Origin of the sequence: Comamonas sp. JUb58, from assembly GCF_004364775.1 — a bacterium.
In the GTDB taxonomy this organism is placed as follows: Bacteria; Pseudomonadota; Gammaproteobacteria; order Burkholderiales; family Burkholderiaceae_C; genus Comamonas.
In genome coordinates, this window is record NZ_SOAL01000015.1 from 81,248 (window position 1) to 98,952 (window position 17,705).

The 17,705-nt window shown below is 64.9% G+C and carries 12 protein-coding genes; 9 read left to right on the forward strand and 3 right to left on the reverse strand.

The features are described 5' to 3' along the window. Positions 1-129 precede the first annotated feature (129 nt). The 4 genes from EDF71_RS16875 (at position 130) to EDF71_RS16890 (ending at position 5,409) form a co-directional block, all read left to right on the forward strand. Positions 130-1,020 carry a transporter substrate-binding domain-containing protein gene (locus tag EDF71_RS16875; RefSeq protein ID WP_133857723.1) on the forward strand — a complete coding sequence of 297 codons (891 nt, stop codon included), beginning with the start codon at positions 130-132 and terminating at the stop codon, positions 1,018-1,020. A gap of 291 nt (positions 1,021-1,311) precedes the next feature. After that, entirely contained in the window at positions 1,312-2,685 is a 1,374-nt protein-coding gene (locus tag EDF71_RS16880) for a VOC family protein (protein ID WP_133857724.1), read from the forward strand. A 3-nt stretch (positions 2,686-2,688) separates the two neighbouring features. Next, positions 2,689-4,128 (forward strand): FAD-binding oxidoreductase, encoded by a 1,440-nt coding sequence (locus EDF71_RS16885; protein ID WP_133857725.1) that lies wholly within the window; start codon positions 2,689-2,691, stop codon positions 4,126-4,128. Positions 4,129-4,200: 72 nt separating this feature from the next. Next, complete coding sequence (locus EDF71_RS16890; protein ID WP_133857726.1) at positions 4,201-5,409, forward strand: PLP-dependent aminotransferase family protein; 1,209 nt, start codon at positions 4,201-4,203, stop codon at positions 5,407-5,409. Between the two features lie 111 nt (positions 5,410-5,520). Here the strand turns inward: EDF71_RS16890 and EDF71_RS16895 are convergent, their stop codons facing one another. The 3 genes from EDF71_RS16895 to EDF71_RS16905 form a co-directional block, all read right to left on the reverse strand. Next, the gene (locus EDF71_RS16895; RefSeq protein WP_133857727.1) at positions 5,521-7,926 is read right to left on the reverse strand and encodes a TonB-dependent siderophore receptor; all 2,406 of its coding nucleotides are present in this window, start codon (positions 7,924-7,926) and stop codon (positions 5,521-5,523) included. A 115-nt stretch (positions 7,927-8,041) separates the two neighbouring features. Then, a complete protein-coding gene (locus EDF71_RS16900; RefSeq protein ID WP_133857728.1) occupies positions 8,042-9,154 on the reverse strand; it encodes a FecR domain-containing protein in 1,113 nt (370 codons plus the stop codon). Between the two features lie 41 nt (positions 9,155-9,195). Beyond that, a complete protein-coding gene (locus EDF71_RS16905) occupies positions 9,196-9,753 on the reverse strand; it encodes a sigma-70 family RNA polymerase sigma factor (protein WP_133857729.1) in 558 nt (185 codons plus the stop codon). Between the two features lie 689 nt (positions 9,754-10,442). On the opposite strand from EDF71_RS16905, the gene EDF71_RS16910 reads away from it, so the two are divergent. The 5 genes from EDF71_RS16910 (at position 10,443) to EDF71_RS16930 (ending at position 17,580) form a co-directional block, all read left to right on the forward strand. Continuing rightward, positions 10,443-11,804, forward strand: a complete 1,362-nt coding sequence (locus tag EDF71_RS16910) for an NAD(P)-dependent oxidoreductase (RefSeq protein ID WP_133857730.1) — start codon at positions 10,443-10,445, stop codon at positions 11,802-11,804. A 43-nt stretch (positions 11,805-11,847) separates the two neighbouring features. Further along, on the forward strand, positions 11,848-13,170 hold the full coding sequence (gene preA / locus EDF71_RS16915) for an NAD-dependent dihydropyrimidine dehydrogenase subunit PreA (protein ID WP_133857731.1): 1,323 nt from the start codon (positions 11,848-11,850) through the stop codon (positions 13,168-13,170). 117 nt (positions 13,171-13,287) lie between these two features. Further along, a complete protein-coding gene (locus tag EDF71_RS16920; protein ID WP_133857732.1) occupies positions 13,288-14,793 on the forward strand; it encodes an NCS1 family nucleobase:cation symporter-1 in 1,506 nt (501 codons plus the stop codon). A gap of 47 nt (positions 14,794-14,840) precedes the next feature. Continuing rightward, entirely contained in the window at positions 14,841-16,307 is a 1,467-nt protein-coding gene (hydA, locus tag EDF71_RS16925) for a dihydropyrimidinase (RefSeq protein WP_133857733.1), read from the forward strand. Between the two features lie 16 nt (positions 16,308-16,323). After that, positions 16,324-17,580 (forward strand): Zn-dependent hydrolase, encoded by a 1,257-nt coding sequence (locus EDF71_RS16930; RefSeq protein ID WP_133857734.1) that lies wholly within the window; start codon positions 16,324-16,326, stop codon positions 17,578-17,580. The last annotated feature ends 125 nt before the right edge of the window (positions 17,581-17,705 follow it).

Here is a 17,705-nt window from a genome sequence, read left to right on the forward strand (position 1 = left end):
AAAACCTGTGCATCCATTTGGTCTTCAAGCGCGCATGCGCAGCGTGCCAAGCCAGCGCAATCACAAAGCTGGTGGAGCAGCTTCGGGCCCACGCCTGGCTGCCAATTCGTCATTTCCAAGGAGTACATAATGAAATTCAGCATCAAGATGGTTGCTGCAGCCGTGGCTTTTGCTGCCGGCGGCGCGGCGTTTGCGCAAAGCACGTTCGACAAGATCAACAGCACCGGCAAGGTGGTGGTTGGCGTGCGTGAAAGCTCGGCCCCAATGGCCTATGCGATTGGTTCCAACCAGACTTTCGGCGGCTACCATGTCGAGCTCTGCGAGCGCGTGCTCAAGGAAATCGCGCCCAAGGCCAAGATTGAATACATGGCGCTGACGGCCCAGAACACGATGCCACTGGTGCAAAACGGCACCGTGGACATCGGCTGCGGCCCCACCACCAACAACCTGAGCCGCCAAAAGCAAGTGGCCTTTGCGGTGACCACCTATGTGAGCCAGGTGCGCGCAGCGGTGCGAGCTGACTCCAACATCACCAGCGTCAAGCAGCTCGATGGCAAGACCGTGGCGGCCTCGGCCGGTACCACCGCCGTGCAGCTGCTGCGCAAGTTCGCCAAGGACAACAGCATCAACCTGCCCACCACCTTGGGCAAGGACCACTTCGAAAGCTTCATGCTGCTCGAATCGGGCCGTGCCGACGCCTTTGTGCTGGATGACAATCTGCTGGCTGGCGTGATCGCCAACTCGGCCAACCCCGCTGGCTACAAGATTGTCGGCGAGGCGCTGGGATCGGAGCCGATTGCGCTGCTGTTCCGCAAGGACGACCCCGCCTTCAAGAAGGCCGTGGACGACAGCTTGAGCAAGATGATGAAGTCCGGCGAGCTGGCCAAGGTCTATGACAAGTGGTTCATGCAACCCATCCCGCCCAAGGGCCAGGCGCTGAACCTGCCGATGAGCGACACGCTGAAGAAGCTGCTGCAAGAGCCGAACGACAAGCCACTGGAAGCCTACGCCGACCAGTAAGCCAGGCGCTTGCACCCTGCACCCCACCCAGCCCCGGCTGGGTTTTTTTATGCCCGCAGGCCGCGCACCCAGGCCATGGATGGGCGCGCCCCACATCGCATCGCGCATCGCAGACGCAGCCCCTGGCCATGTTGTGCGTAATTGGAATAATTTGCCGCGCTATTGTCGTTTGACCTGGCACAAGGCACTGCCTAGCATGACGCGCAGTGCTGACCTGGTGCGCCCGCTGTCTGTGGCGGCTGGCACCAGGCCCGTTTCCCCGTTTTATTAGCTATTGATCTGGTACCCACGATGACCCAATTTGTGCACCCCGATGAGGTTCGTTCGCGCTTCTCCCGCGCCATGTCCGATATGTACCGCGACGAAGTGCCGCAATACGGCAACTTGATGGAACTGGTGGCCCAGGTCAATGGCGAGGTGCTGAAGGCCCAGCCCGCACTGGCCAATGCGATGGCGCAGGCCGACGAGCTGGACCGCCTGGATGTGGAGCGCCATGGCGCGATCCGCGTGGGCACCAAGGAAGAGCTGTCCACCTTGCGCCGCCTGTTTGCCGTGATGGGCATGGAGGCCGTGGGCTACTACGACCTGTCGGTGGCGGGCGTGCCGGTGCACTCCACCGCCTTCCGCCCGGTCTTGGGCAGCTCGCTCAACCGCAACCCCTTCCGCGTGTTCACCTCGCTGCTGCGCCTGGACCTGCTGGCCGATGAGGCGCTGCGCGCGCAGTCGGCCGCCATCCTGGCGCGCCGCCAGATCTTTACCGAGCGCGCGCTGGCGCTGATCGCCCAGTGCGAAGCCGCCGGTGGCCTGACCGATGCCCAGGCCGACGAGTTTGTGCGCGAAGCGCTGGAGACCTTCCGCTGGCACAGCGAGGCAACCGTGGATGCCGCCACCTACGACAAGCTGCACAAGGCGCACCGCCTGGTGGCCGATGTGGTCTGCTTCAAGGGCCCGCACATCAACCACCTGACGCCGCGCACCCTCGATATCGACGCCGCCCAGCTGGGCATGCCCGCCCATGGCATGGATGCCAAGGATGTGGTCGAAGGCCCACCCCGCCGCGCCTGCCCGATCCTGCTGCGCCAGACCAGCTTCAAGGCGCTGCAGGAGCGCGTGAACTTCCCCGGCAGCGATGACCAGGGCACGCACACCGCCCGTTTTGGCGAGATCGAGCAGCGCGGCGTGGCCCTGACCCGCAAGGGCCGTGCCTTGTACGACAGCCTGCTGGCCAATGTGCGCAGCATGGGCAATGCCGGTAGCGCCAGCGCCAACTACCAGGACCGCCTGGAGTCGTCCTTTGCCGCCTTCCCCGACAGCCACGATGCCATGCGCCAGCAAGGCCTGGCCTTCTACCGCTATGTGCTGCAGCAGCCCGTGGGCGATGCCTCGGCCGATATCGAGACCCTGATTGCCGACGGCGTGGTGCGTGCCGAGCCGATCGTGTACGAGGACTTTCTCCCAGTGAGCGCGGCCGGTATCTTCCAGTCCAACCTGGGTGGCGAAGAGCAAAAGCACTACGAGGCCAACCAGGCGCAGCAGGCTTTCGAAGCCGACCTGGGCGCCCAGGTGCATGACGAGATCGCGCTGTACCAGGCGATGCAGGACGCATCCTTGCAAGCGGTGCGCGAGGCCCTGGCACAAGCCGACGTGGCAGAAAGCGTGGCCTGAGCGATGGCCGCCTCTGATCTGGACAACAGCGAGCTGCTGAGCGCACTGCATGCGATTGTGGGCGAAGTCGGGGTGCTGCAAGGCGCCGACATGGCCGCCTATGAGGAGGGCGCGCGCTACGGCCAGGGCCGTGCACGCCTGGTGGTGCGCCCCGCCGATGTGGCACAGGTGCAGGCCGTGGTGCGGCTCTGCGCCGAGCGCGGCCTGGCGCTGCTGCCCCAAGGCGCCAACACCGGCATGGTGGGCGCCAGCACGCCGGACATGAGCGGCACCCAGCTGGTGCTGAGCCTCTCGCGTCTGCGCAGCCACTGCGAGGTGGATGTGGCCAACCGCAGCGTGGTCGTCGATGCCGGCGTGACCCTGCAGGAGCTCAACGACAAGCTCGAACCGCATGGCCTCTGGTTCCCGATCGATCTGGGGGCTAATCCCTCGATCGGCGGCATGGTGGCCACCAACACCGGTGGCACGCGCCTGATCCGCTACGGCGATGTGCGTTCCAACCTGATGGCGCTGCAAGTGGTGCTGATGGACCCGCCCGGCGAGGTGGTGGAGCTAGGCCGCGCGCTGCGCAAGAACAATACCGGTGTGGACTGGAAGCAGCTGTTTGTCGGCGGCTCCGGTGCCGGCGCCATCGTGACGCAGGCCACCATCCAGGTGCATGCCCGCCCGGCCCAACGCGCCACGGCGCTGGTGGTGCCGGCCTCGGACGAGGCGGTGATGGAACTGCTGCAGGCCTTTGAGCGCGACCTGGGCGATTGGCTGGCCGCATTTGAAGGCATCTCGGGCAATGCGATGCAGGCGGCCATTGACCATGTGCCCAACCTGCGCAACCCCTTTGCGCCGGACGATGCGCCCGAGTTCGCCATCCTGGTCGAGCTGGAAGCCAATGCCGCTGCCAAATACAGCCAGCTGGATCTGCAAGAGGCGCTCAACAGCTTCCTGGAAGACCAGTTCGAGTCGACCATCGTCAACGCGGCCTTGGGCAATGCCACCGAGCTGTGGCACCTGCGCCATAGCATCAGCGAAGGCGCGCGGGCACTGGGCAAGCCGATTGCGTTTGATGTGTCGGTGCCGCGCTCGCGCATCATGGAGTTCTGCCGCAAGGGCCGTGAGCTGGTGGCGCGCGACTACCCCTTCCTCACGGTGGTGGACTTTGGCCATATCGCCGATGGCGGTGTGCACTTCAACGTCATCTGGCGCAAGGATGCGCCCGAGCAGTACGACCCCGCCGTGGTGCAGCGCCTGCGCGATGCCATCTACGGCATGGTGGTGCAGGACTTTGGCGGCAGCTACAGCGCCGAGCATGGCGTGGGCCCGCACAACCTGGCCTATTACCAACGCTTTACGCCGCCGCTGCTGCAGCAATGGGCCGATGGCTGGCGCGACCGGCTGGATCCCCAGCACCTCTGCGGCACCGTGGATTTGGGCACCGCCAAGAACTAAGACCCTGGCCGTGCCTGCGTTGGCAGGCATGGCCAATAACAACTACCAGAGACAACCCAGCGAGACAAGGCCATGTCCTTTTTTCAATTCACTCCCGCATTCGCCAATCCCCAGGGCTCGCCCATCCGCGAGCTGTTTCCCTACCTGAGCCGCCCGGGCATGATCTCGCTGGCGGGTGGCTACCCCTCGCCCAGCCTGTTCGACCAGGAAGGCCTGGCCGCAGCAGCCGCGCAGGCGATGACCACGGGCGCCACGGCGCTGCAGTACGGCGCCACCGAAGGCTCGCCCGCGCTGCGCGAGCAGCTGGCGGCCCAGTGCCAGGCACGCGGCATCCGCTGCAGCGCTGCCGACATGCTGGTCACCACTGGCTCGCAACAGGGCTTTGACCTGCTGCTGCGCGTGCTGATCCAGCCTGGCGACACCGTCTGCGTGGAGACCCCCGCTTACCCTGCCACCCTTGCGGCGCTGCGCCAGGCGGGCGCCAGGATCCTGAGCACGCCGGTGGATGGCGATGGCCTGGATGTGGATGCCCTGGCCGCCATGCTGGCTGCGCTGCCGGTGGCCGAGCGCCCCAAGCTGCTTTACACCGTGCCCAACTTCTCCAACCCCTGCGGCACCTTGCTGGTGCAGCAGCGCCGCGACCGCCTGGTGCAACTGGCGCTGCAGTATGGCTTTGTCGTGGTCGAGGACGATCCCTATGGCGAGCTGGCCTTCACCGATGCCCGCCCCGCACCGGTCTATGCTGCGGCCCATCAGCAGTTGGGCGAGGGCGAGAACCCGGTGGTCTACCTGTCGAGCCTGTCCAAAACCGTGGCCCCTGGCCTGCGCGTGGGCTGGATGGTGGCCGACCCGGCTGTGCTGCGCCGCTGCACCGTGGCCAAGCAGACCAATGACCTCTGCACCTCGCCGCTGGCGCAGGCCGTGGCCGCCAGCTACCTGCAGTCGGGCCGCTATGGCCAGGCTGTGGCCAAGGCCTGTGCCGAATACCAGCGCCGCATGCTGGCCCTCACCGAGGGCCTGAAGGCGCGTCTGGGTGACCTGGTGCAGTTTGTGCAGCCTGCTGGCGGCATGTTTGTCTGGATGACTTTCGATGCCCGCATCGATCCGCAAAAGCTGTTCGATGCCGCCGTGGCGGCCAATGTGATCTTTGTGCCGGGCAAGGCCTTCTATGCCGACAACGCGAACCTGCATTCGATGCGCCTGTCGTTTGCGGCGCCCGATGTCGCCCAGATCGAACAGGCAGTCGATAGGCTGACAGAAGCATTTGAGAAGGCCAAGTAAGCGCTATTGACTCTGTAGCACCCGGGCCCGCTGGCATGAAAGCCAGCGGGCCTTTTTAGTAGGTGATGGGCAAGCCGCGCTCATGTGTGCCGCGATTGCCCGTCATCCGACTCAGAAGTCGTAACGCATGCCCACGTTTACGCTGCGCGGAGCTCCCCAGGTGTAGTACAGGCCGATGGCGCTGAAGTTGTTCACGCCAGCTTTGTAGTGCTTGTCCAGGGCATTGTTGATGTTCATGCTGAACGACAGCTGTTTGTTGACCTGGTAGCGGGCCATGAGGTCCAGCAGCGCGTAGCTGCTTTGCTCCAGGGTGGCGGCGCTGTTGCTGACGGAGGTCTTGTCCTGCCAGCGGGTCGAGGCACCGACCGTCAGACCGCGCAGCGCACCTTGGTCAAAGCGGTAGGTGCTGCCCAGCTTGAACTGGTACTCGGGGTACTGGCTGGTGTTGCTCAGCGAGCTGTTCTGCCGCACCAGGCTGCCCTGGGCCTGCCAGCCGCGTGCCAGCTCGCCTGACAGCTCCAGCTCCCAGCCGTGGCGGGTGGCAGAGGCGACGGAGCGGTAGGCGGTATCGCCACCGGGTGTCAGACCACCGGTTTCCTCGGCGGTGTTCTTGGTCTTGATCCAGTAGTGGCTGATGCTGGCATTCAGGCGCTTGTCAAAGAACTCACCCTTGATACCGACCTCATAGGTGTTGCCCTCTTCGGGCTTGAGGGTGCGGCCTTGCTCGTCCTGCGAGGTCTGCGGCTGAAAAATGCTGGCATAGCTGGCATAGGCCGACATATTGGGGTGGAAGTCATAGACCAGACCGGCATAGGGCGTGTAGACCGCACTCTCGTTCATGTCGTAGTTCCACCAGTACGGGGTGGTGTCCCGTTCTTCGAACTTGGTCACGCGCAAGCCGGCAATCAGCTGCAGCGGATCGCTGAGCTGAAAGCGGCCTGCCGCATAGGCATAGCGCTGCTTTTGGCTGAAACGGTTGTCGCCATAGGTCCAGCTGCTGGTGTCGGGCTCGGGCAGGTAGGCGCCGCCCTGGTCATAGCTGGTGCCCAGGCCATTGAGCGGCAACAAGGTCAGCGCGTTCAAGGGCAGTTTGACGCTGCTTTGGAAGCGCGAGATGCCCAGGCCGGCGAGCAGCTCATGCTGGCGGCCCAGCATGCTGAACGGGCCTTTGATGTCCAGGTTCACCGTCCAGTTGTTGTTGCGCATGTCGGTCCAGCGGCCATAGTTCACGCGGTCCTGGTCGTAGAGGTAGCCGGCAAACATATCGTCCATGCGCACCTGCTGGTGCGAGAACTTGAGGCTGCTGGTCCAGCCATTGCCCAGGCGCTGCTCCAGGCTGCCAAACAGGGTGACCGCGTCCTGGTCGTAACCGCCCCAGGGTGCGCCGGTGTTGAACGAACGTGGCCGGTCGGGCGTCTTGACACCCGCGCGGGTGTAGCCCTGGATGGGTTGGGTCGTGCCGATGCCGTTGGCCGCACGCTGGCGGTAGGTAAAGCCGACATTCAGCAAGGTATCGGGGCTCAGGTCGGCTTCCAAGGTACCGAACAGCATCTTGCTTCGGCTTTCTTCATGGTCGCGAAAGCTGCCGGCATCGGTGGCCGATGCGACCAGGCGGCCGCGCAGGGTGCCGGCCTCGTTGAGCGGGCCGCCGATATCGGCCTGTGCGCGGTAGCTGTCCCAGCTGCCGGCGCTGGCTTGCACGCTGGCCTGGAAGGTCCGCGTGGGGCGCTTGCGCACCATGTTGACGGTGGCACCGTATTCGCCCTTGCCCACCACCAGACCCGAGGAGCCCTTGAGCACATCGATGTGGTCGATCTCGGCCATGTCGTCGAGCGAGAACAGGGTGCTGGTCAGGTAGTACCAGCCGCTGCGCACTTGGGCCATGCCATCGGTCTGCAGGTTGACCGAGGTGCCGCGTGCCTGGAAGTCGGTGGCATTGCCCTGGCGGTAGATGCCGATGCCGGGGGCCTGCTCCATCACATCGGTCAAGGTGTCGAGCTTGAAGTCGTCCATGCGCTGGCGGGTCATCACGCTGACCGACTGCGGGGTCTCGCGCAGGCTCAGGCCCAAGCCCGTGGCCGTCGAGCTGGGGCCGCGCTGGGTGTAGCTGCCGCTGCCTTCGGTGGCACCGTCACGCTGGGCATCGGCCGTCACCGTCACGGTCGCCAGGGTCGCGCCTTCCTCACCCACCGATGCGGCCTTGATGACCACGGCCTGGCCTTCCACCGTGGCCACCAGGCCGGTGCCGGCCAGCAGGCGGTCCAGCGCCTGGTTCGGCGTCAGGGTGCCGACGATGGCCGGTGCCCGCTTGCCGGCGACCAGGCCTTGTTGGGCAATCAGCTGGATGCGCGTTTGCCGCGCCCAGTCATTGAGCGCCTCGGCCAGCGGCTGGGCCTGGATACTGAAGGCCAGCGGCGTGGCTGGCAGCGCGGCGCTTTGCGCATGGGCTGCCACGGAGCCCAAGGCCAGAGCAATGGCCAAAGCCAGCGGAGCGGGGCGCAGAAGGGGGTACGACATCGGGATCCTCAAAGTAGTCAATGCAAATCATTCCTACTGAGGTAGACGCACGAGATGCGGGAAATACGGTAATGACCGCGAAAATTTTTAAGAAAAATGTGCCGATGCCGGGATCTCAGCGCACAGCGCGTATTTCCAGCCCACCCGCCACCTGCTGCAAGCGCACTGGCAGTGCATGGGGCAGGATCTTGCGCAGGGTCTGGGTGTCGCTGGGGTCGAAGGTGCCGCTCAGGCGCAGCGCGGCCACCGCCGGATCGTTGATGGTGAGGCCGGTGTTGCCATAGCGCTCAAACTCCGCCAGCGCCTGCGCGAGCGGCGTGTTGACAAAGCTGATGCGGTGCTCGCGCCAGGCGGCAATGCCTTCGGCGGCGACGGGCTGGATGGGGCGCAGGCTGCCTTGGGCATCGGCCGTGATCTGCTGGCCGGCCACCAAGGTCTGGGCGTCGGCGATCTGCGCCAGCGCGGGGCCGGGTGCCCCATCGCGGCGTATCACGCGCACCTTGCCTTCTTCCACCGCCACACGCACGCCATCGCTGCCTGCCAGCCCGGGCGTGTAGCGCACCGAGAACCGCGTGCCCACCACGGTGATGCCGACCGGGCCACTCAGCACATGGAAGGGGCGCTGCGGACCGGCTTGCACGCTGAACACGGCCTGGCCCTCGTGCAGCAGCACTTCGCGGCGGTCGCGGTAGTAGGTCACTTCCAGGCGGGTGGCGGTGTCCAGGCGCAGCTGGCTGCCATCGGGCAGCTGCACTTCCAGCTGCTGGCCGCGCTGCGAGGCATAGGCCTGCTTGAATACCGGTTGCGCCTGCCAGTGCTGCCAGGCCAGCAGGCCTGTGCCGCTGGTCATCACCACCGCAGCGGCCATGCCCAGCGAGGGCAGCAGCCAGCGGCGGCGCAGGCCTGCGATGGCCGTGGCTGCCGCAGGCGCCATGCCTGCGGTGGCAGGGCGGACGGGAGCCTGTTCTGCAGCGCTCAGCTGCGCCTTGTCATGCGCCAGGTTGCGGCGCAACTGGGCGATGGCATCGGCGGGCAGGGCATCGATGGCGCTCCAGTGCTGCTCCCACTGCGCATAGGCGCTGCCGTTCGTGGCGTCGGCCTGCAACCACTGCTGGAAGGCCTGCTCATCCGCCGCGTCCCAGCCCGCGCGCTGGCGCCGGACAAACCAGTCCAGCACCTGCTGGCGCAGGCCAGCGGCATTGTCTGGTGGCAGGGGCGGTGCGTTCATCTCGTGGTCAATTCTGGATTCTGGGGGACAGGCGGGGCTGCTCATGACAGCGCGCGTTTGCTGCGGGACCGCCGATGCGGGGCTGACGGGGCCACACCATCGAGCCGGTCCTGGCAACGCCAGCAGGCCTCCATCGCGATTTGCAGCTGCATCTCGACGGTGCGCGGAGAGATGCCCATCTGCTCGGCGATCTGGGCATAGCTCAGGCCGTCGAACTTGTAGAGCATAAAGGCTTCGCGGCAGCGCGGCGGCAATTGGTCGATGGTGGCAACCAGGGCCGCCAGCCCTTCGCGGGAGGCGAGGATGGTCTCGGGCTCCCAAGTGCGCGGGCCAGGCAGGTGCTCCAGCGCGGGCTCATCGCCTGCCGATGGCGGCGCCGTCTCCAGCTCGGCGCGAAGGCTGCTGCGCCGGTGCTGGTCGATCACCAGGTTGCGTGCGGTGCGGTAGAGCAGGGCGCGCGGGTCTTGCACGGCCTGCCCGGTCTGCTGGGCCGCCAGCACGCGGGCATAGCTCTCCTGCGCCAGATCGGCAGCCGTATCACGGTCATGCACGGATCGGGACAGAAAGTTCAGCAGTTCGCGGTAGTAGCGCTCAAACACCAGGCGGCCAAAAAGAGAGAAGGGATCTTCGCAACCGGTGGACGCTGTCCTCGCGTTCGGGGACGCAAGCCTGCTATACACGCAAATGGGAATTGTTATCATTATCGCCGATGGCGCCGCAACGTCGGGCAATGCCGTTAACCGCTTGTTGCTGAGCCTCAGCGCCCAGGGCCGCGCATTCTTCAGTGCGATCAGGGCTGCAACCCGCAGAGTCAGCTGCACATGCTCCACCGATGCCGCATATCGTGGCTTTCCAGCGCGCAGCCACCGGTGCTGCAACATCGCTTCAAACCTCCACCGCATGCGGCCTGCGACACCATCGCTGGCTGTGTTTCCTATCCCTTTTGAGGACCCAAAAATCGCATCAGCGCAGCGTGTTGCGTCGCCGTTCCGTGCATGGCGCTACCGAATCACTGATTGTCTTAGCCTAGTGTTTTTACCAGTGCGTAAAATTTTATTCAGGCTTTTAATAGTTCATAAGCGTTGCGAAAACAGCAGCGCAGGATAGATAAACACCCACGATGAGGGCCTGATGAACCCTCCCTGGTTGGTGCAGCTTTGGCGGTGAATGCCTTGCACAGCAATGCCATTTACCGCACCCGGTTGTAGATGCAGTGGCGCGGTCGCAGGCGGCATGCTCAAGGAGCCGTTCGCACTCGCGCTGGTAACCCAGTCGAGGAGGATGAGTCATGATCGGACCCAAGGGATGCGGTGTGCGCGCAGGACGGCTAGGCGCGGACCAATACGCTGAAAATTTCTCGGATGCACATCCGCCGCTGACATGGGCGCAGGCATCGATCGAAGCCGAGCGCTGTTATTACTGCTACGACGCGCCCTGCGCGACGGCCTGCCCCACCAGCATCGATGTCCCCAGCTTCATTGCCCGCATTGCGCAGGACAACATCCGGGGCGCTGCCAAGACCATTCTCGAATCGAACCCGCTGGGCGGCATGTGCGCCCGGGTGTGTCCGACCGAGGTGCTCTGTGAACAGGCCTGCGTGCGCAACACCAATGAGGACAAGCCGGTGGAAATTGGCGCGCTGCAGCGCTATGCCACCGACCGCTTCATGGCCGCCGGCGGCGCGCCGCTGTTCAAGCGCGCCGAGCCAACGGGCAAGAAGGTGGCCGTTGTGGGCGCCGGCCCAGCCGGGTTGGCTTGTGCCCATCTTCTGGCCTTGCAGGGCCATGATGTCAGCCTGCTCGACGCCAAGCCCAAACTGGGCGGCCTGAACGAGTACGGTCTGGCCAGCTACAAGTCCACCGACGATTTCGCGCAGAAGGAAATTGACTGGCTGCTGTCGGTGGGTGGCATTGCCCCGCGAAACAACCAGCGCCTGGGCCGCGACTTCACACTGGACAGCCTGCTGGCCAGCCATGATGCGGTGTTTCTGGGCCTGGGCCTGGCAGGAGTCAATGACCTGGGCATCGCCGAGCCCAGCGCGCAGGGCCTGCGCAATGCGGTCGATTTCATTGCCGATATCCGCCAGGCTTCGGACAAATCCACAGTGCCGGTGGGCCGGCGCGTGGTGGTGATTGGCGGCGGCATGACGGCGGTGGATGCCGCCGTGCAGGCGCGCCTGCTGGGCGCCGAAGAGGTCAGCATTGTGTACCGGCGCGGCCAGGATGCGATGTCGGCTTCTGCCGTGGAGCAGCAATGGGCGCAGACCCATGGCGTGACGATCCGTCTGTGGGAAGCACCGCAGGAGCTGCTGGTGGACAACGGTGCCGTCAGCGGCATCCGCCTGGCCAGCACCCAGCAGGTAGATGGCAAGCTGCAAACCACCGGCGAGACCACGGTGCTGGCGGCCGACATGGTGCTCAAGGCCATCGGCCAGAGCTATATCGCCGAGCCGGCCGGTGCGCGCATTGCCCTCAAGGCAGGACGGATTGCGACGGACGAAGACGGCCAGACCAGCCTGGAGCGGGTGTGGGCGGGCGGGGACTGCCGCTGGGGCGGGCGTGACCTGACGGTGGAAGCCGTGGAGCACGGTAAGCGTGCTGCAGGCGCCATGCACCGCATGTTGATGCGCGAAGTGGGTATCAGCGCCTGACGGCCTGGCCCCCGCCCTCCATTCACCGAACCAAGGAATCGCCATGGCCGATATTCGCAGCAATTTTCTGGGCATCCGCAGCCCCAACCCTTTTTGGCTGGCCTCTGCGCCGCCGACCGACAAGGAGATCAACGTCACCCGCGCCTACGAGGCGGGCTGGGGCGGTGTGGTCTGGAAGACTTTGGGTGAGGACCCGCATGTGGTCAATGTCAATGGACCGCGCTACTCCACCTTGATGTCGCAGGACCGGCGCGTCATGGGCCTGAACAACATCGAGCTGATCACCGACCGCCCTCTGCAGATCAACCTGGAAGAGATGACCCGGGTGAAGCGGGCCTGGCCGGACCGGGCGCTGATTGCCTCGCTGATGGTGCCCTGCGTGGAGGAGAGCTGGAAGCGCATTCTGCCGATGGTGGAAGACACCGGCGCCGATGGCATTGAGCTGAACTTTGGCTGCCCGCACGGCATGAGCGAGCGCGGCATGGGCGCGGCCGTGGGCCAGGTGCCCGAGTACATCCAGATGGTCACCGAATGGTGCAAGCACTACAGCCGGCTGCCGGTGATTGTGAAGCTCACGCCCAACATCACCGATGTGCGCTTTCCGGCGCGTGCGGCCAAGGCCGGCGGCGCCGATGCGGTGTCGCTGATCAACACCATCAACTCGGTGATGGGCGTGAATCTGGACACCCTGGTGATGCATCCCAGCACCGATGGCAAGGGCTCGCACGGCGGCTACTGCGGCCCGGCGGTTAAGCCGATTGCGCAGAACATGGTGGCCGAGATCGCACGCGATCCGCAGACCGCCGGCCTGCCGATTTCGGGCATTGGCGGCATCACCACCTGGCGGGATGCGGCCGAATACATTGCGCTGGGCTGCGGCACGGTGCAGGTCTGCACCGCCGCGATGGTCTATGGCTTCAAGATCGTGCAGGACATGTGCGATGGCCTGTCCCAGTACATGGATGCGCATGGCTTCCAGACCATCGAAGACTTCCAGGGCCGCGCCGTGCCCACCGTCAGGGACTGGAAGGACCTGAACCTCAACCACATCGACAAGGCCGTGATCGACCAGGACAGCTGCATCCAGTGCGGACGCTGCCATGTGGTCTGCGAGGACACCTCGCACCAGGCCATCTTCTACCAGAAAGGCGATGCCGGTGAGCGCCGCTTTGAGGTGAACGAGGCCGAATGCGTGGGCTGCAACCTCTGCGTTTCTATCTGCCCGGTGCCCGACACGATCTCGATGCGCAGCCTGCAGCCCGGCGAGGTGGATGCGCGCACCGGCAAGACCGTCACCGGCGAGTACGCCAACTGGACCACCCACCCCAACAACCCGTCACGGGTGGCCGCGCAGATATCACCCTGAACAAGGCGCGCGCCATCGTCTATGGTGGCGCGCTTTTTGCATGACAAACGGATGGAAACCGAGACCTTGGATTTGGACGCTTAGAGCCTATCGATAACACCTCTCAAGGAGTGAGCAATGTCCCATGACGCGCAAGCAGGAGGTGCCACTGGCAGTGAAGCCGGTGGCCTTTGGAATGACGACCTCGCACCCACGCAAGCATCACAGCGAACGTGGACCTGGTACCACTTCACGGCGCTGTGGATAGGCATGGTGATGTGCATTCCGGCATACACCTTGGCGGCGAGCCTGGTGGAGGGCGGCATGTCGGCGTTCCAGGCGGTGATGACGGTGTTTGTGGCCAACCTGATTGTGCTGGTGCCGATGCTGCTGATAGGGCATGCGGGCGCCAAATACGGCATCCCCTATGCGGTGCTGGCCCGCGCCTCCTTCGGCACCCGGGGCGCCAAGCTGCCTGCGGTGCTGCGCGCGCTGGTGGCCTGCGGCTGGTATGGCATCCAGACCTGGTTTGGCGGCCTGATGATCTACACCTTGCTGGGCGTGATCCTGGGCCATCCGCTGGAGAGCGAGAAGATCTCCTGGCTGGGCATCAATGTGGCGCAGCTGGTCTGCTTCCTGGTGTTCTGGGCCATCCAGTTCTACTTTGTGGTGCATGGCATCGAATCCATCCGCAAGCTCGAGACCTATACCGCACCGGCCAAGATCGTGATCTGCTTTGTGCTGCTGTGGTGGGTGTATGACAAGGCGGGCGGCTTTGGCCCGATCCTGAGCAAGCCGTCGGCCTTTGCGCCGGGCGAAGCCAAGGCGGGCCAGTTCTGGGGCACCTTCTGGCCGTCGCTCACGGCCATGATTGGCTTCTGGGCGACCCTGGCGCTGAACATTCCTGACTTCACCCGCTTTGCCCGCTCGCAGCGGGACCAGGTCGTGGGCCAGGCGATTGGCCTGCCGGTGCCCATGGGCCTGCTGGCCGCCTTGGCGGTGATCGTCACCTCGGCCACGGTCGTCATCTATGGCAAGGCGCTGTGGGATCCGGTGGATGTGGCGGCGCGCATGACGGGTGCTGCGGTGCTGATCGCGCTCATCGTGCTGCTGGTGGATACGGTGAGTGTCAACCTGGCCGCCAACCTGGTGGGGCCTGCCTATGACTTCTCTGCGCTGAACCCCAAGCGCATCAGCTACCGCACGGGCGGCTACATCACCGTGGCGATTGCCATTCTGATGATGCCCTGGAAGATTCTCGAATCCACCCAGGGCTACATCTTCACCTGGCTGATCGGCTACTCGGCGCTGCTGGGCCCGATCGCCGGGATCCTGATGGTCGACTATTTCCTGATCCGCCGCACCCAGCTGGATGTGGAAGAGCTCTACCGCGAGGGCGGCAAGTACAGCTATTCCGGCGGCTGGAACTGGGTGGCCGTGGCCGCGTTTGTTTGCGGCGTAGGGCCCAATATTCCGGGCTTTCTCAATGCCGCTTTTCCTGCCAGCTTCCCCGATGTGGGCGTGATCTTCAAAGACCTGTATGCCTATGCCTGGTTCATTGGCCTGTTCATTGCCGGTGCGGTGTACCGCATCGGCATGGCCAGCCATGTGGCGGCTTCGCAGGCCATGCTGCGGCGCGCATGAGCGCAGCAGCGGCCGATTTTGTGACCTGAACGCAAAGGAGAGACATGATGAGCACAGCCAGCCACCCCCTTCTGATCCGTGGTGGTACCGTCGTGAATGCGGACCGCGAAGAGCGCGCCGATGTGCTGCTGGTGGACGGAAAGATCGTGGCCGTCGGCGAGGGCGCTGCGGCCCAGGCGCCGGCCGGTACCGAGACCCTGGATGCCAGCGGCCAGTATGTGATGCCCGGCGGCATCGATCCGCACACCCACATGCAGCTGCCCTTCATGGGCACGGTCACGGCGGATGACTTCTTCACTGGCACCGCGGCCGGCCTGGCTGGCGGCACCACCAGCATCATCGACTTTGTGATTCCCGCGCCGCAGGAGCCGCTGATGGAGGCCTACCGCAAGTGGCGCGGCTGGGCCGAGAAGTCGGCGGCCGACTACTCCTTCCATGTGGCGGTGACCTGGTGGAGCGACCAGGTGCGCGAGGACATGGGCCGGCTGGTGCGCGACGAGGGCATCAACAGCTTCAAGCACTTCATGGCCTACAAGAACGCCATCATGTGTGACGACGAAACCCTGGTCAACAGCTTCCGGCGCGCGCTGGAGCTGGGCGCCATGCCCACCGTGCATGCCGAGAACGGCGAGCTGGTCTACCTGCTCCAGCAGGAGGTGGCGCGCATGGGCATCACCGGCCCGGAAGGGCATCCGCTGTCACGCCCGCCGATGGTGGAGGCCGAGGCCGCCAACCGCGCCATTGCGATTGCCGATGTGCTGGGCGTGCCCATCTATGTGGTGCATGTGAGCTGTATTGAGGCGGCCGACGCCATTGCACGTGCGCGGGCGAGGGGCCAGCGTGTTTACGGCGAAGTGCTGGCCGGCCATTTGACGATTGACGACAGCGTCTACCGCCATCCCGACTACGCCACCGCTGCCGCCTATGTGATGAGCCCGCCGTTTCGCCCCAAGGAGCACCAGGAGGCGCTGTGGCGCGGCCTGCAGGCCGGGCACCTGCACACCACGGCGACGGACCACTGCACCTTCTGCGCCGAGCAAAAGGCGGTGGGCAAGGACAATTTTGCCAAGACGCCCAATGGCACCGGCGGCGTTGAAGAGCGCATGGCCGTGGTCTGGGATGCCGGGGTGAACACCGGGCGCCTGACGCCCAGCGAGTTTGTCGCCATCACCTCGGCCAACACGGCCAAGCTCTTCAATGTCTACCCGCGCAAGGGCTTTATCGGCGTGGGCGCGGATGCCGATGTGGTGCTCTGGGACCCCAAGGCCACCAAGACCTTGTCGGCCAAGACCCAGCATTCCAAGGGTGACTTCAACATCTTTGAAGGCCGGCAGGTGACGGGCCTGCCCAGCCACACCATCAGCCGAGGCAGGGTGGTGTATGCCAATGGCGAGCTGCGGGCCGAGAAGGGTGCCGGCCAGTATTTCAAGCGGCCGGCTTTTGGCCCCAACTTCCAGGCGGTGCAAAAGCGTGCGCAAGAGACGGCGCCCACGGCCGTGGCACGTGCGCAATGAAACAAGGAGATCGAGCATGGACACGAAAGTGAAGACGGATACCAGCCAGCTGCGCATCAATGGCGACCGGCTCTGGGCATCGCTGATGGAGCTGGCCCAGATTGGTGCCACCCCCAAAGGGGGCGTCTGCCGCCTGGCCTTGACCGACCTGGACCGCCAGGGCCGCGACCTGGTGACACGCTGGGCCAAGGAGGCGGGCATGACGGTCACCATCGACAAGATCGGCAATGGCTTTATGCGCCGCCCGGGCCGCAACAACAGCCTGCCGCCGATCATGACCGGCAGCCATATCGATACGCAGCCGACGGGTGGCAAGTTTGATGGCAACTATGGTGTGCTCGCTGGCATCGAGGTGGTGCGCACGCTCAATGACCATGGCATCGAGACCGAAGCGCCCATCGAGGTGGCCTTCTGGACCAACGAGGAGGGATCGCGCTTTGTGCCGGTGATGATGGGTTCGGGCGTGTTTGCCAAGGCCTTCAGCCTGGAGCATGCCTATGCCGCCAAGGATACCGACGGCAAAAGCGTGAAGGAGGAGCTGGAGCGCATTGGCTATGTCGGCCCGCAGGAGCCGGGCGACCACCCGATTGGCCACTACTTTGAAAGCCATATCGAGCAAGGCCCGGTGCTGGAGGACCACGACAAGACGATTGGCGTGGTGACCGGCGTGCTCGGCATCCGCTGGTATGACTGCACCGTCACCGGCATGGAAGCGCATGCCGGCCCCACGCCGATGGCGCTGCGCAAGGATGCCTTGCAGGTTGCCACCCAGGTCATGCAGGAAGTGGTGGCCTGCGCGCACCGCCATCCGCCGCACGGGCGCGGCACGGTGGGCATGGTGCATGTGCACCCCAACAGCCGCAACGTGATTCCGGGCGAGGTGAAATTCAGCATCGACCTGCGCAATGCCACCGACGCCGATTGCGAATCGATGGACCAGGACATCCGCGCAGTGGCCGCGCGCATCAGCCAGGAGACCGGCCTGCCGATCAAGATCGACCTGGTGTCCAGCTACACCGCCCAGCCCTTCAACCCCGATTGCATCGATGCCGTACGGCGCGGCGCGCAGATGCTGGGTTACTCCCACATGGATGCCGTCTCCGGCGCGGGCCATGATGCCGTCTATATGGCGCGCCTGGCGCCGGCGGGCATGATCTTCATCCCCTGCAAGGATGGCATCTCGCACAACGAGATCGAAGACGCCAAGCCCGAGCACATCACCGCAGGTTGCAATGTGCTGCTGCATGCGATGCTGGAGCGCGCCTGCCGCTGAGTCGGTGCGGATGGACCCGCTGAGCCAGAGACGATAAAAAACCCGGCCACCTTGACGGTGCCGGGTTTTTTGGTGTCTGGCACCAAGCCCGCAAGGATCGCTTGCAGGCTTGATGCTGCGCTATG

Coding starts and splice junctions, on each gene's coding strand:
- EDF71_RS16875 (WP_133857723.1), top strand. CDS start 130: ATGAAATTCAGCATCAAGATGGTTGCTGCAGCCGTGGCTTTTGCTGCC.
- EDF71_RS16880 (WP_133857724.1), top strand. CDS start 1,312: ATGACCCAATTTGTGCACCCCGATGAGGTTCGTTCGCGCTTCTCCCGC.
- EDF71_RS16885 (WP_133857725.1), top strand. CDS start 2,689: ATGGCCGCCTCTGATCTGGACAACAGCGAGCTGCTGAGCGCACTGCAT.
- EDF71_RS16890 (WP_133857726.1), top strand. CDS start 4,201: ATGTCCTTTTTTCAATTCACTCCCGCATTCGCCAATCCCCAGGGCTCG.
- EDF71_RS16895 (WP_133857727.1), bottom strand. CDS start 7,926: ATGTCGTACCCCCTTCTGCGCCCCGCTCCGCTGGCTTTGGCCATTGCT.
- EDF71_RS16900 (WP_133857728.1), bottom strand. CDS start 9,154: ATGAACGCACCGCCCCTGCCACCAGACAATGCCGCTGGCCTGCGCCAG.
- EDF71_RS16910 (WP_133857730.1), top strand. CDS start 10,443: ATGATCGGACCCAAGGGATGCGGTGTGCGCGCAGGACGGCTAGGCGCG.
- preA (WP_133857731.1), top strand. CDS start 11,848: ATGGCCGATATTCGCAGCAATTTTCTGGGCATCCGCAGCCCCAACCCT.
- EDF71_RS16920 (WP_133857732.1), top strand. CDS start 13,288: ATGTCCCATGACGCGCAAGCAGGAGGTGCCACTGGCAGTGAAGCCGGT.
- hydA (WP_133857733.1), top strand. CDS start 14,841: ATGAGCACAGCCAGCCACCCCCTTCTGATCCGTGGTGGTACCGTCGTG.
- EDF71_RS16930 (WP_133857734.1), top strand. CDS start 16,324: ATGGACACGAAAGTGAAGACGGATACCAGCCAGCTGCGCATCAATGGC.